The organism is Kitasatospora purpeofusca (genome assembly GCF_034043715.1).
GTDB classification, from domain to species: Bacteria; Actinomycetota; Actinomycetes; order Streptomycetales; family Streptomycetaceae; genus Kitasatospora; species Kitasatospora purpeofusca_A.
The window spans coordinates 1-13,323 of sequence record NZ_JAXCLC010000075.1 but is presented as its reverse complement, the minus strand read 5'-3'; the positions used below and the strand labels follow the sequence as shown (position 1 = coordinate 13,323).

Annotated in this window: 11 protein-coding genes; 9 read left to right on the top strand and 2 right to left on the bottom strand. The window is 74.0% G+C overall.

The annotated features are described in order from the left end of the window. Nucleotides 1–676: 676 nt before the first annotated feature. The 3 genes from gcl (at nucleotide 677) to SM793_RS30015 (ending at nucleotide 3,704) form a co-directional block, all read left to right on the top strand. Nucleotides 677–2,458 carry a glyoxylate carboligase gene (gcl, locus tag SM793_RS30025; protein WP_320441452.1) on the top strand — a complete coding sequence of 594 codons (1,782 nt, stop codon included), beginning with the start codon at nucleotides 677–679 and terminating at the stop codon, nucleotides 2,456–2,458. 143 nt (nucleotides 2,459–2,601) lie between these two features. After that, complete coding sequence (locus SM793_RS30020; RefSeq protein WP_320441451.1) at nucleotides 2,602–3,114, top strand: pyridoxamine 5'-phosphate oxidase family protein; 513 nt, start codon at nucleotides 2,602–2,604, stop codon at nucleotides 3,112–3,114. A gap of 98 nt (nucleotides 3,115–3,212) precedes the next feature. Beyond that, on the top strand, nucleotides 3,213–3,704 hold the full coding sequence (locus SM793_RS30015; RefSeq protein ID WP_320441450.1) for a glutathione peroxidase: 492 nt from the start codon (nucleotides 3,213–3,215) through the stop codon (nucleotides 3,702–3,704). Between the two features lie 107 nt (nucleotides 3,705–3,811). On the opposite strand, the gene SM793_RS30010 is transcribed toward SM793_RS30015, so the two are convergent. After that, nucleotides 3,812–4,738 carry a LysR family transcriptional regulator gene (locus SM793_RS30010; protein WP_320441449.1) on the bottom strand — a complete coding sequence of 309 codons (927 nt, stop codon included), beginning with the start codon at nucleotides 4,736–4,738 and terminating at the stop codon, nucleotides 3,812–3,814. A gap of 94 nt (nucleotides 4,739–4,832) precedes the next feature. Here SM793_RS30010 and SM793_RS30005 point away from each other — a divergent pair, with 94 nt between their 5' ends. The 4 genes from SM793_RS30005 (at nucleotide 4,833) to SM793_RS29990 (ending at nucleotide 8,916) form a co-directional block, all read left to right on the top strand. Further along, the gene (locus SM793_RS30005) at nucleotides 4,833–5,537 is read left to right on the top strand and encodes a succinate dehydrogenase cytochrome b subunit (RefSeq protein WP_320441448.1); all 705 of its coding nucleotides are present in this window, start codon (nucleotides 4,833–4,835) and stop codon (nucleotides 5,535–5,537) included. Nucleotides 5,538–5,611: 74 nt separating this feature from the next. After that, on the top strand, nucleotides 5,612–7,552 hold the full coding sequence (locus tag SM793_RS30000) for a fumarate reductase/succinate dehydrogenase flavoprotein subunit (RefSeq protein ID WP_320441474.1): 1,941 nt from the start codon (nucleotides 5,612–5,614) through the stop codon (nucleotides 7,550–7,552). Continuing rightward, complete coding sequence (locus SM793_RS29995) at nucleotides 7,549–8,295, top strand: succinate dehydrogenase/fumarate reductase iron-sulfur subunit (protein ID WP_320441447.1); 747 nt, start codon at nucleotides 7,549–7,551, stop codon at nucleotides 8,293–8,295. Before SM793_RS30000 ends, SM793_RS29995 begins: the two co-directional genes overlap by 4 nt. A gap of 303 nt (nucleotides 8,296–8,598) precedes the next feature. Further along, the gene (locus SM793_RS29990; protein WP_320441446.1) at nucleotides 8,599–8,916 is read left to right on the top strand and encodes a hypothetical protein; all 318 of its coding nucleotides are present in this window, start codon (nucleotides 8,599–8,601) and stop codon (nucleotides 8,914–8,916) included. Nucleotides 8,917–8,941: 25 nt separating this feature from the next. Here SM793_RS29990 and SM793_RS29985 read toward each other — a convergent pair whose 3' ends face one another. Continuing rightward, nucleotides 8,942–9,856 carry a DUF2797 domain-containing protein gene (locus SM793_RS29985; RefSeq protein WP_320441445.1) on the bottom strand — a complete coding sequence of 305 codons (915 nt, stop codon included), beginning with the start codon at nucleotides 9,854–9,856 and terminating at the stop codon, nucleotides 8,942–8,944. 186 nt (nucleotides 9,857–10,042) lie between these two features. Between SM793_RS29985 and SM793_RS29980 the strand changes: the two genes are divergently transcribed. Together SM793_RS29980 and SM793_RS29975 are read left to right on the top strand one after the other, a co-directional pair. Further along, nucleotides 10,043–10,717: a hypothetical protein gene (locus SM793_RS29980; protein ID WP_320441444.1), complete on the top strand. Its 675-nt coding sequence runs from the start codon at nucleotides 10,043–10,045 to the stop codon at nucleotides 10,715–10,717. 144 nt (nucleotides 10,718–10,861) lie between these two features. Continuing rightward, nucleotides 10,862–13,087: a restriction endonuclease gene (locus SM793_RS29975; RefSeq protein ID WP_320441443.1), complete on the top strand. Its 2,226-nt coding sequence runs from the start codon at nucleotides 10,862–10,864 to the stop codon at nucleotides 13,085–13,087. Nucleotides 13,088–13,323 lie beyond the last annotated feature (236 nt).

The following is a 13,323-nucleotide window of genomic DNA, read 5'->3' as shown; positions in this document are numbered from 1 at the left end:
AGGGCACAGCGTCGGGGCATAGGGAGCTTCCTTCCGCGCACCCGGCGGTGCGGCGCGGCGCGGGCGACGCGTCGGCTGCGGGTGCGTTGCTGCGGTGTGCTGCTGATGGCGGCGGTGCGGCGATGGCGCGGTGCTGTGGGCGACGGCGGCGGCAGCGGACCTGCCGATGGCAGGGGGGTAGCGCCGGTGGCGGCCAGGACGCGCGGGCCGGGACGGCCGGCGCGGCGAGTGTGCTGGACGGGACCCTGGACGGACTCCTGGACGGACCCCGGAACGGGACCGGCGACCGAGCTCCCCCGCTCCGCCCCGGATCCCCGTGACCCCCTGGCCGCGCCCCCTTGTTGAACATGGCAACCATGACGGGCCCGGCGTGGGACCGACGGTACCCAGCACCCTGGAGTCGGCTGACCTCGCACACCATCCCCACACACCAACAGCACCCCGTACGCACATCACGGCCGGAATCCGGGCCCTTGCCGGGTACGCACGTTCGCCGGTCGAGCGGATGACCGGCCGACCACCCCTCCCGCGCGTTCCACATTCTGTTGAAAGCCCCCTTGACGCCCCGAGGACCCCCGTCCTATTTTTATTCCACATACAGAAACCGTTCTTCCGTATGGTGGAATTCTGGAGATGAGCCCTCCGACCCACTGCGGGCCGACGCAGGAGAGACCCGATGCCCCGAATGACAGCCGCCCGCGCGGCCGTGGAGATCCTCAAGCTCGAAGGCGTCGACGTCGCGTTCGGCGTGCCGGGCGCGGCCATCAACCCCTTCTACGCCGCCCTCAAGGCCTCCGGTGGCATCCGGCACACGCTGGCCCGCCACGTCGAGGGCGCCTCGCACATGGCCGAGGGCTACACCCGCGCCGCCGCGGGCAACATCGGCGTCTGCATCGGCACCTCGGGCCCGGCCGGCACCGACATGATCACCGGGCTCTACTCGGCCATCGCCGACTCGGTCCCGATCCTGTGCATCACCGGCCAGGCCCCGGTCGCCCGCCTCCACAAGGAGGACTTCCAGGCCGTCGACATCGCCTCGATCGCCAAGCCGGTCACCAAGGCCGCCACCACCGTGCTGGAGGCCGCGCAGGTCCCCGGCGTGTTCCAGCAGGCCTTCCACCTGATGCGCTCGGGCCGCCCCGGCCCGGTGCTCGTCGACCTGCCGATCGACGTCCAGCTCACCGAGATCGACTTCGACCCGGAGGCCTACCAGCCGCTGCCGGTCTACAAGCCGGCCGCCAACCGGATCCAGATCGAGAAGGCGATCGCGCTGCTCCAGCAGTCCGAGCGGCCGCTGATCGTGGCCGGCGGCGGCGTGATCAACGCCGACGCCGCCGGACTGCTGCTGGAGTTCGCCGAACTGACCGGCGTCCCCGTGGTGCCGACCCTGATGGGCTGGGGCATCGTCCCGGACGACCACCCGCTGAACGCCGGCATGGTCGGCCTGCAGACCTCGCACCGGTACGGCAACGAGAACTTCCTCGCCTCCGACTTCGTGCTCGGCATCGGCAACCGCTGGGCCAACCGCCACACCGGCGGCCTGGACGTCTACACCGAGGGCCGGACCTTCGTCCACGTCGACATCGAGCCCACCCAGATCGGCAGGATCTTCGCCCCCGCGCTCGGCATCGCCTCCGACGCCCGCGCGGCCCTCGAGCTCTTCGTCGAGGTCGCCCGGGAGTTGAAGGCCGCCGGCACCCTCAAGGACCGCGCCGAGTGGGCCGCGTCCACCCAGGAGCGCCGGGCGCGGCTCCAGCGCCGCACCCACTTCGACGACGTGCCGCTCAAGCCGCAGCGCGTCTACGAGGAGATGAACAAGGCCTTCGGCCCGGAGACCCGCTACGTCACCACCATCGGACTCTCCCAGATCGCCGGCGCGCAGTTGCTGCACGTCTACAAGCCGCGGCACTGGATCAACTGCGGCCAGGCCGGCCCGCTCGGCTGGACCATCCCGGCCGCGCTCGGCGTCGCGACCGCCGACCCCGGGGGCCAGGTCGTGGCGCTCTCCGGCGACTACGACTTCCAGTTCATGGTCGAGGAGCTGGCGGTCGGGGCGCAGCACCGGATCCCGTACGTCCACGTGCTGGTCAACAACTCCTACCTGGGGCTGATCCGGCAGGCGCAGCGGAACTTCGACATCGACTTCCAGGTCAAGCTGGAGTTCGAGAACATCAACGCGCCGGAGCTGGGCGTCTACGGCGTGGACCACGTCCGGGTCGCCGAGGGCCTGGGCTGCAAGGCGATCCGCGTCACCGAGCCGGAGGGGCTGCTGCCGGCCTTCGAGGAGGCCAAGAAGCTGGCCGCCGAGTTCCGGGTGCCGGTCGTGGTCGAGGCGATCCTGGAGCGGGTCACCAACATCTCGATGGGCGCGGCCGACATCGACAAGGTGATGGAGTGGGAGGAGGTCGCCACCCTCCCGGAGCACGCCCCGACGGCGATCCGCCCGCTGTCGGCCTGACCCGCCCGGGGTCCCGAGGGGGCCGGACGCCGGGCGGCCGGGCGGCCGTCCGGTGTTCGGCCCCCGGATGGTGCGGGTACGTACCAGGCAATGCCCGGGCGCTGATTCCGCGCGCGGGCCGGCCGCCCCCCGGGAGTCCCACCGTGTCCTTCTCGATGACCCGCGCCGCGTGCGAGCGCTTCCTGGCCGACGTGCACGTCGGCGTCCTGTCCGTCGCCGGCGCGGAGCCCGCCGAGGCCCCGCTCTCGGTGCCGGTCTGGTACTCCTACCGACCCGGCGGCCTGGTCACCGTGCTCACCGGACGGCAATCGGCCAAGGCCCGCCGGATCCGGGCGGCCCGGCGGTTCGCGCTCTGCGCGCAGCAGGAGGAGACGCCCTGCCGCTATGTGAGCGTGAGCGGGCCGGTGGTGGCGATCGAGGACGGCATAGACCCGGCCGAGCGCGCCGCGCTGGCCCACCGCTACCTGCCGCCCGGCGGCGCCGAGGCGTACCTGGTGGCCACCGCCGAACAGCTGACCGCCGACATCACCGTGCGGATGCGCCCGGAGCGGTGGCTGAGCGCGGACTTCTCCGCCGTCACCGCGCACATCGCCGCCCTGGAGCGGCAGCGGGCCGGGCTGCCCGTGCCGGAACACCCGCCGCCCGGTCGTGGTTGAGCGGGTGGGGCCCGCCGGTCGGGATACCGTACCCGCGCGGGGCCCGCCCGCCACCGCACCACCGACGACCACCGTCTCCGCCGAATGGGGAACACACCGTGAGCCTGTACGACATCCCGCTGCGCACGCTGACCGGCGAGGCCGCCTCGCTGGCCGACTACAAGGGCAAGGCGCTGCTGATCGTCAACGTCGCCTCCAAGTGCGGCCTGACCCCGCAGTACGCGGGCCTGGAGCGGCTCCAGGAGCGGTACGCCGGGCGCGGCTTCACCGTGCTGGGCTTCCCGTCCAACCAGTTCGCCGGGCAGGAGCCGGGCAGCGCCGACGAGATCCGGACCTTCTGCTCGACCACCTACGGCGTGACCTTCCCGCTGTTCGAGAAGACCGATGTGAACGGCGACGACCGGCACCCGCTGTACGCGCGGCTGACCGAGACCGCCGACGCCGAGGGCCAGGCCGGGGACGTCTCCTGGAACTTCGAGAAGTTCCTGGTGTCGCCGGACGGCACCGTGGCCGCCCGGATCCGGCCGCGCGTCGAGCCGGAGTCGGACGAGGTCGTCGCCGCGATCGAGGCCGTGCTGCCGACCGCCTGACGCGCACCGCCCGCGCCGTCCGCACCGCCCGCGCCGACGGGCACCTCGCGTACCGACGGGCACCGGAAGGCGGTATCACCGATCCACCCGGTGGTGCCGCCTTCCGGTCATCCGTCGAGCAGCAGCCTGGTGCCCGGCGGCAGCCCGCCGGTGCGGGCCGCGTCGCGCAGGTGCGCCAGCAGGGTCGCCCGCAGCGCCTCCGCCGCCCGGGTCGGCGGCACCTCGTGGCCGTGGGCGACGGCGATCGTGCGGCCGAGGCCGGGACCGGCGAAGTGGGCCACGGCGAGGCCCGAGCGGTCGGCGACCATCCCGGGCAGCACGGCGGGCCCGAGCCCGGCCCGGACGAAGCCCAGCACCGCGTCCATCTCCCCGCCCTCCACCGCGAACTCGGGCTCGAAGCCCGCCGCCCGGCAGGCCGCCAGCGTCGCCTCCCGCAGGTCGTAGCCCTCCCGGAACATCACCAGCGGCTGCTTCCGGAGCTCCGCCACCCGCACCGTGCGGCGGGCCCTCGGCTCGGCCGTCACCAGTACCAGCTCCTCGTGCAGCAGCTCGGTGACGGCCTGCGCCGGGACGGCCTCGCCGCTGGGCGGGGTGATGATCAGCGCGAGGTCCAGCTCCCCCGCCGCCAGGGAGCGCACGAGATCGCGCGAGCCGCCCTCGCGCACCACCAGCGCCACCCCCGGGTAGCGGTCGCGGAACACCCGCAGGACGTCCGGCACCAGGCTGGTGCACAGGCTCGGCGGCGCCCCCAGCCGCACCCGGCCGCGGCGCAGCTGGACGGTCTCCTGCACCGCGAGCCGGGCGCTCTCGGTGTCGGCGAGGATGCGGCGGGCGAGCGGCAGCAGGGCGTCCCCGGCGTCGGTGAGGGCGATGTTGCCCCTGGTCCGGTGGAACAGCTCGGCGCCCAACTCCCGCTCCAGGGCGCGGATCTGTTGCGACAGTGACGGCTGGGCGACGTGTTCCGCCTCGGCCGCGCGGGTGAAGTGGCGGGTTTCGGCGACGGCCAGGAAATATCGGAGCTGCTGGAGTTGCACAGCTCCCAGCATAGGCGGGCATAGGCAGGGCCTATCGTCACGAGCCGCATCATGTCTTGGACTCACCATGGCCATCGTCCCTACCGTTGGCGCCATGACAACCGCGTCCCGGACGGCCCGGCATCCGTCCACCCTCGCGACCCTCTGGCGGTCGACCGTCGGCAAGAAGGCGGTCATGGCCGTCAGCGGACTGGCGATGCTGCTGTACCTGGTCGCGCACATGCTGGGCAACCTCAAAGTCTTCCTCGGCCCGGACGACCTCAACGGCTACGCGGCCTGGCTGCGCACCGTCGGGCAGCCGTTCCTCGGCCACGAGTGGTTCCTCTGGATCGCCCGGGCCGGCCTGCTGGCCGCCGTCGTGCTGCACGGCGTGGCCGCGTTCCAGCTGAGCCGGCGGGACCTCGCCGCCCGGCCGAGCAAGTACGCCCACCAGCGGCGGCGGGCGAGCTACGCGACCCGGACGATGCGCTGGGGCGGGGTGATCCTGGCGCTGTTCATCGTCTGGCACATCCTCGACCTGACCACGCTGACCGTGAACCCCAACGCCGAGCACGGCAGGCCGTACCAGAACATCGTGGCCTCCTTCGGGAACTGGTACTCCTGCGTGGTCTACATCGTGGCGATGCTCGCCGTCGGCCTGCATGTCCGGCACGGGTTCTGGAGCGCCGCGCAGACCCTCGGCGCCAACAACGCCCGCCGGGACCGCGCGCTGAAGCTGACCGCCAACGGGCTGGCGCTGCTGCTGACCGCGGGCTTCCTGTCCGTCCCCGTCGCCGTGATGACCGGAGTGGTGAAGTGAACGCGTCCCCGGAGCGCAATGTGTACTCGGAGCGCAACCCTTCCTCGGAGCCCAACCCGTCCTCGGAGCGCAACGTGTACCCGGACTACAGCGTCGGCGAGCCGATCGCCGACACCCGGTCCCCCAGCGGGCCGATCGAACAGCGCTGGGACCAGCGGCGGTTCGAGGCCAGGCTGGTCAACCCGGCGAACCGCCGCAAGCACACCGTGATCGTGGTCGGCACCGGCCTCGCGGGCGGCGCGGCCGGTGCCACCCTCGCCGAACAGGGCTACCACGTGGTCCAGTTCTGCTTCCAGGACTCGCCCCGGCGGGCGCACTCGATCGCCGCCCAGGGCGGCATCAACGCCGCCAAGAACTACCGCAACGACGGCGACTCCGTCCGCCGGCTGTTCTACGACACCGTCAAGGGCGGCGACTTCCGCGCCCGCGAGTCCAATGTGCACCGGCTGGCCCAGGTGTCGGTGGAGATCATCGACCAGTGCGTGGCCCAGGGCGTGCCGTTCGCCCGGGAGTACGGCGGCCTGCTGGACACCCGCTCGTTCGGCGGCGTCCAGGTCTCCCGGACCTTCTACGCGCGTGGCCAGACCGGCCAGCAGCTGCTGCTCGGCGCCTACCAGGCGCTGTCCCGGCAGATCGCGGCCGGCAACGTGGAGCTGCACGCCCGCACCGAGATGCTCGACCTGCTGGTGATCGACGGCCGGGCGCGCGGGATCGTCGCCCGCGACCTGGTCACCGGCGAGGTCTCCAGCCACACCGCCGACGCCGTGGTGCTCGCCTCCGGCGGCTACGGCAACGTCTTCTACCTCTCCACCAACGCCAAGAACTCCAACGCCACCGCGATCTGGCGGGCGCACCGGCGCGGCGCGTACTTCGCCAACCCGTGCTTCACCCAGATCCACCCGACCTGCATCCCGCGCTCCGGCGACCACCAGTCCAAGCTGACGCTGATGAGCGAGTCGCTGCGCAACGACGGGCGGATCTGGGTGCCGAAGGCCGAGGGCGACACCCGGCCGCCGGCCGACATCCCGGAGCAGGAGCGCGACTACTACCTGGAGCGGATCTACCCGTCCTTCGGCAACCTGGTGCCGCGCGACATCGCCTCCCGGGCCGCCAAGAACGTCTGCGACGAGGGCCGCGGCGTCGGTCCCGGCGGGCAGGGCGTCTACCTGGACTTCGCCGACGCCGTCCGCCGACTGGGCCGGGACGCGGTGGAGGCCAAGTACGGCAACCTGTTCGAGATGTACGAGCGGATCACCGCCGAGGACCCGTACCGGGTGCCGATGCGGATCTACCCGGCGATCCACTACACGATGGGCGGGCTCTGGGTCGACTACGACCTGCAGACCACCGTGCCGGGCCTGTTCGCGATCGGCGAGGCCAACTTCTCCGACCACGGCGCCAACCGGCTCGGCGCGAGCGCGCTGATGCAGGGCCTCGCGGACGGCTACTTCGTGCTGCCGCCGGTGCTCAACGACTACCTGGCCCGGGAGCCGCTGCCCGCCGTCCCGGCCGACCACGAGGAGATCGCCTCGGTCGAGGCCGAGGTGGCGGACCGGTTGAACCTCATCCTCGCGGTGGACGGCGACCGCACGCCCGACTCCTTCCACCGCGAGCTCGGCGAACTGCTCTGGGACGAGTGCGGGATGGCCCGCGACGAGGCCGGACTCCGCCGGGCGCTGGAGCGGATCCCGGTTTTGCGGGAGGAGTTCTGGCGGCGGATCAAGGTGCCCGGCACCGGGCAGGAGCTCAACCAGGCGCTGGAGAAGGCCAACCGGCTGGTCGACTACTTCGAGCTGGCCGAGCTGATGTGCCTGGACGCGCTGCACCGCGCCGAGTCCTGCGGCGGCCACTTCCGCACCGAGAGCCAGACCCCGGAGGGCGAGGCGGCCCGGCGGGACGAGGAGTTCTCCTACGCCGCCGCCTGGGAGTTCACCGGCACCGGCCGGGCGCCCGTGCTGCACCGCGAGCACCTCGACTTCGAGTACGTCCACCCCACCCAGCGGAGCTACGCGTGAACCTCACCCTCAGGATCTGGCGCCAGGCGGGCCCCGACACGCCCGGCTCGATGACCACCTACCAGGTCGGCGGGATCAGCCCCGACATGTCCTTCCTGGAGATGCTGGACACCCTCAACGAGGAGCTGATCCTCCGCGGCGACACGCCCGTCGCCTTCGACCACGACTGCCGCGAGGGCATCTGCGGCGCCTGCGGCATGGTCATCAACGGCCGGGCGCACGGCCCCGAGCGCACCACCACCTGCCAGTTGCACATGCGGCACTTCGAGGACGGCGACACCATCGACGTCGAACCGTGGCGGGCCGCGGCGTTCCCGGTGGTCAAGGACCTGGTGGTGGACCGGACCGCCTTCGACCGGATCATCGGCGCCGGCGGGTACATCACCGCCCCGACCGGCAGCGCGCCCGACGCCCACGCCACGCCCGTCCCCAAGGAGGCCGCCGACACCGCGTTCGAGCACGCCGAGTGCATCGGCTGCGGGGCGTGCGTGGCGGCCTGCCCCAACGGCTCGGCGATGCTGTTCACCTCCGCCAAGGTGGTGCACCTGAACGTGCTGCCGCAGGGCGCGCCCGAACGCGCCTCCCGGGTGCGGAACATGGTGGAGGCGATGGACGCCGAGGGCTTCGGCGGCTGCACCAACACCGGTGAGTGCGCGACGGCCTGCCCCAAGGGCATCCCGCTGCCGAGCATCGCCGCCATGAACCGGGAGTACCTGCGCAGTTCGCTGCGCGGGGGCCGCTGAGCCGCGGACGGCCTCCCCTCAAGACCGAAGCGGGGCGCGCGTGGTGCTCGTGCGCGCCCCGCTTCTTCGACTGTTCGTCAGGATCGGTGCTGGCTGCCCGGATTTCACGCTACGGTGGTCCCCGCGCCGAGGAGGAACGCATATGCCCGAGGTTCAGGCCTGCGCCGGGTGCGGCGGGTCCGGGGGGACCCAGAAGACCGAAGCCACGGTCGAACTGGACGAGGAAGGGAGCATGGTGCCGAAGATCCACACCTTCTGGTCGCCATGCGGTCGGTGCCACGGATCCGGGACGGTGATCGTCGGATGAGGCTGGTCTTCGAATGCGTCGAGTGCGGTAGCCACTACCTGCCGCCGGAGGCGATGGTGTACCCCGACGGGCCGGCCTCGCCGGTCTGGTGCACCCACTGCCAGACGGCGAAGCGCGCGGCGGGCGTCCGGGAGGACCCGCTGCTGGCGCGGGTCGCCCTGGCGACGGCCAAGGCCGCGCGGGCCGGCAACGCCCGCCTCGGCGGCACCCCGGAGGAGACGGCGGGAAGCCGTCCGGACGTCCGGCCGTCGCGGCCGCCGGTGTCGCGGCGGGCCCGCTCCGGGCCGGGCGCGGTGCGCGGCAAGCTGGCGTAGCGGCCACCGCCGCCGGGAGCGCCGGTCAGAACAGCGCCTCCTGGGTGTCCGGAGCCTCCGGCCGCGCCCTCGGGACCAGCGACAGCCCGGACGGCGGACGGCCGGGCGCCGGGGTGAGGGTCCAGCCGGTCAGCAATCGGGTGTCCAGGAGCAGCGGCGGTTCGCCGTCCGGCCGGTCGAGCAGCAGGTGCCGGCCGATCGGCGCGCGCAGCCGCCCGGCCAGCACCGCGCCGTCCGCCAGGCCCTCGACCGCGTGGTAGGCGGCGGGGGCGCCACCGGTCAGGCCAAAGAGCCCGACCTGGTCGACCACCGGGTGGCCGGGCAGCAGTTCCACGTCGTGGCCGTGCAGCAGCTCGTGCGCGCGGGCGCGGGCGTCGGTCAGCACGGACCGGCGGTGGGCGGCGTCGCCGTGCTCCCACCAGTGGTCCACCTTGGCCCGGACCTTGAACCGCTCCCGGGCCAGCCCGGCGGCGGCGACGGTGAGTTCGGCCCGGCGGACGGCGGGCAGCGCGCCCCGGGCGGCGAAGGTCCAGGCGAGCGCGCCCTGTTCGAGCAGTCGGCTGGTGCCGCGCTGCTCGGCGGTCAGGCCGACCTTGAGCAGGCCCTCGCCGAACCAGGCGAGGTAGAGCCGGTAGGTGCGGCCGTCGTCGAGGATCTGGTCCCGGGCCAGCGCCAGGCCCCGGTCCACGCTCTGGCAGGGCGGGCACTGCACGGCGCCGCCGTCCGGCGCGATCCCGGCCCGGTGCGGGCACGGCGTGCGCTCGTCCCGGCCGGCCAGCAGGGCCCCGATGCAGCGGCGCGGTCCGCCCAGCCGCCAGCCGACCTCGGTGCCGGGCACCACCTCGCGCTCGTGCGTGCGGCGGCCGTGGACGGCGCTCAGCACCGCCCGGCCGTCCCGCCACGCCAATCCGGTGGAGACCCACCCGTCCGTCCCGCTCACCCTCACCTCGCCGGCTTCGCCCGAATCTCCCGAACCGCGCCCGAATCTCCCGAATCTCCCGGACCGCCTCGACCACCTCGACTGCCCCGGCCGCCCGAAACCGCCCGGGCCGTCGAGGCTACCGGGCGGCACCGACAACGGCCGCCTGGCACCGGGCCCGCCCGCGCGGCCCGGTAGCGTCACCGCATGACCACCACCGACACCGTGCCCACCCCCGTCCCGCCCGGCCCCGTGACCCCGGACGACCTGGCCGCCGTGCTCCGGCTCGCCGTGGACACCCTGCGCGCCGCGCCGGCCGGCACCGACTGGTCCCGGCCGGCCGGCGGCATCGCCTGGGACTGCTGGAGCACCGTCGAGCACCTGGCGGACGACCTGCTCGCCTACGCCGCCCAGCTCGGGCCCGAGCACCCGCCGCAGGACCGCTACGTGCCGTTCGTGGCCCGGCGGTCCCACCCCGGCGGACCGAACAACTTCGTCCTCGCCGAACGGGAGGGCGGACCGGAGGCGCTGGTGGAGGTGCTGGCGGCGAGCGGCGGGCTGATGGTCTCGATCGCCCGCACCAGGGGGCCGGAGGTCCGGGCCTTCCACCCCTGGGGCCTGGCCGACCCGGCCGGGTTCGTCGCGATGAGCCTGGTGGAGACCCTGGTGCACCTGCACGACGTGGCCGAGGGCCTCGGCCTGCCCTGGGAGCCGCCGGCCGGGGTCTGCGCCCGCACCCTGGCCCGACTGTTCCCGGACGTCCGGCCCGACGCCGCCGGTCCGTGGCCCACCCTGCTGTGGGCGACCGGCCGCCGTGCCCTCCCCGGCCGCCCGCGCCGCGCCGACTGGCGCTGGTACGCGGACGCGCCGACCGCGGCCTGACGCCCGCTCACCCCCCGGGCGACGCCGCAGGTCGCGGGCCCTTTGCGCGCTCCCCCGGCGCACGTTCTATTGTGGCGGGCGCGGGCGGTGGCGCGGCCGGGAGGCGGGCGCCGGGCCGGAGCGGCGTGGAGCGAAGGGGTGGACGTGGCGGGGCGGCGGAACAACGGGGTGCTGGCGGTCTGGGCGGAGGCGCAGCGGCAGGAGCAGCGCCGGGAGGAGGCGCGCTGGCGCGCCCAGGCCGCAGAGCAGCGCCGGTGGGAGCGCGAGCAGCGCGAGGCGCAGAAGTCGGCGGCCCGCACCGAGCGGGAGGCGCAGCGGGCGTACCAGCAGTCCCGGGAGGCCGAGGCGGCCCGGCGGACGGCCGAACTCGACGGCCGGGTGGAGGAGTTGCGGGGTCTGCTGGCGGCCGGTCTGGACCGTCCGGCGTTCCGGGCGCAGATCTTGCTGGCCCCGCGCCCGGTGCCGCCGTTCGAGCCGGGGCGGCTGGGCGAGCCGGTGCCGATGCCGGACCAGGCGCGTTACCAGGTGCCGCCGCCGGACCAGGCGCAGGCGCGCAATCCGGGGGTGCGGCAGCGGTACGAGCAGTACGTGGCGCAGGCGCGGGCCCGGTTCGAGCAGGACTGGTACGCGGCGCAGGCGGCCGAGGCGGAGCGGCAGCGGCGATTGGGCGAGTACCACGGGCAGTACCTGGAGTGGGTGGCCCGGTTCCGCCGGGAGGACGAGGAGCGCGCCGCCCGGACCGAGGAGTCGCTGCGCCGGCTGCGGTCCGGCGAGGCGGAGGCGGTGCAGGAGTACTTCTCCGCCGTGCTGTACGCCTCGGCGGGCTGGCCGGAGGGCTTCCCGCACCGGCTGGTGGCGGCCTGGGAGGCGAGCAGTCGCCAGCTGGTGGTGAACTGGGAGCTGCCCGGTCCGGACGTGGTCCCGGCGACCGGCCGGGTGCGGTACGTGAAGACGGACGACCGGGAGGCCGAGGTGGCCCGCCCGGCGACCGAGCGCAAGGCGCTCTACCGGGAGGTGCTGGCGCAGAGCGCGCTGCGGGTGGTCACCGAGCTGTACCGGGCGGACGGGGACGGGCTGCTGGCCTCGGTGGTGCTGAACGGCTTCGTCCGCGGCATCGACCCGGCGACCGGCCGGGAGGCGGAGCGCTTCCTGACCACGGTGACGGTCGACCGGGCGGAGTTCGCCGGTCTGACGCTGGACCGGGTGACGGCGGTGGAGTGCTTCCAGGGGCTGGGCGGGGTGCTGTCCGCGCGTCCCGAGCGGCTGGACGAGGTGCGGCCGGACCGGCTGCCGGAGACGGTCGGCGGCAGTGTGGCGGGGCAGGGCGGCGAGGACGATCCGGACCTCTTCGCGATGGACCCGATCGAGTTCGAGGAGCTGATCGCGGAGCTGTTCCGGCTGCGCGGCTTCCGGGTGATGACCACGGCCCGCAGCGGGGACGCCGGGGTGGACGTGGTCGCCGAGGACCTCGATCCGGTGACCGGCGGACGGATCGTCATCCAGGCCAAGCGCTACCGCTCGACGGTCTCCCCCACGGCGGTGCGCGACCTCGACTCGACGGTCCGCCACCACGGTGCGATCAAGGGCATCCTGGTGACCACGGCCGGGTTCGGGCCGGGTTCGTACGAGTACATCCGGAACAAGCCGCTGACCCTGGTGAGCGGTCCCGAGCTGGTGGAGCTGCTGGCCGAGCAGGGCCTGCGCGGTCGCCTCGGGGAGCGGACCGCCGGCGGCGGGGCGAACGGCAGCGGGAGCGGTAGCGGGGACGGCTCGGGCGGCGGCGCGAACGGCGGGGCCGCGTCCGGGTCGGCGGGACAGAACGGGAGCACCGGCGCCGAGGCGGGCAGCGCGGGCGCGACCAGCACCGTGGCCCTGTCCTGGGGCAGCCGCACGGCCGGCGGCGACCCGGTCGAGCTGGACGTCTCGGTGTTCCTGTGCGCCGGCGGCCGGGTGCTGGGCGACGAGCACTTCGTGTTCTTCAACAATCCGCAGGACCCGGACGGCGCCGTCCGGCTGCACCCCACCCGCTCGGTGCCGGGCGAACCGGTCCGCCGGGCCGAACTCACCCTGGACACCGCCCGGCTGGCCCCGGCGGTGGACGAGGTGGTGGTGGCGGTGTCCACCGAGGAGGAGGAGTCGCCGACGCTGCCGCTCGGCTACGTGCACGGGCTGGCGCTGACCGGCGCCTTCGGCCCGGACGTGGCCGGCCCGGCGCGGTGGGAGGCGGGGACCGCCGGGGTGCCGGAGAGCGCGATGGTCGTCGGCTCCTTCCAACGGCGCGGCGGTGTCTGGCAGTTCGCGCCGAGCGGGACGCCGGTTCCGGGCGGTCTGGCCGGCCTCGCGGTGCGCTGGGGCGTGGCGGTCGAGTAGCCGGGGCCGGGGCGGTCGAGTAGCCGGGGCCGGGGCCGGCCCTGCGCCTGAGTGAGGAGCCGCCGTCATACCCGAGGAGGAGGGGAGCCCCCGCCGGACCGCCGGGTCGGCGGGGGGAGCCCGTACCCGGGAGCGACCTCACGGGCGCGGATCGGTGGCGAGAATGGAATGGAGGACGATCGTCCGATTCTGCTTCCGCTCTTCCCCCATGCCCCAGGAGACCCCCGTGACGATGT

Coding starts and splice junctions, on each gene's coding strand:
- gcl (WP_320441452.1), top strand. CDS start 677: ATGCCCCGAATGACAGCCGCCCGCGCGGCCGTGGAGATCCTCAAGCTC.
- SM793_RS29980 (WP_320441444.1), top strand. CDS start 10,043: ATGACCACCACCGACACCGTGCCCACCCCCGTCCCGCCCGGCCCCGTG.
- SM793_RS30005 (WP_320441448.1), top strand. CDS start 4,833: ATGACAACCGCGTCCCGGACGGCCCGGCATCCGTCCACCCTCGCGACC.
- SM793_RS29990 (WP_320441446.1), top strand. CDS start 8,599: ATGAGGCTGGTCTTCGAATGCGTCGAGTGCGGTAGCCACTACCTGCCG.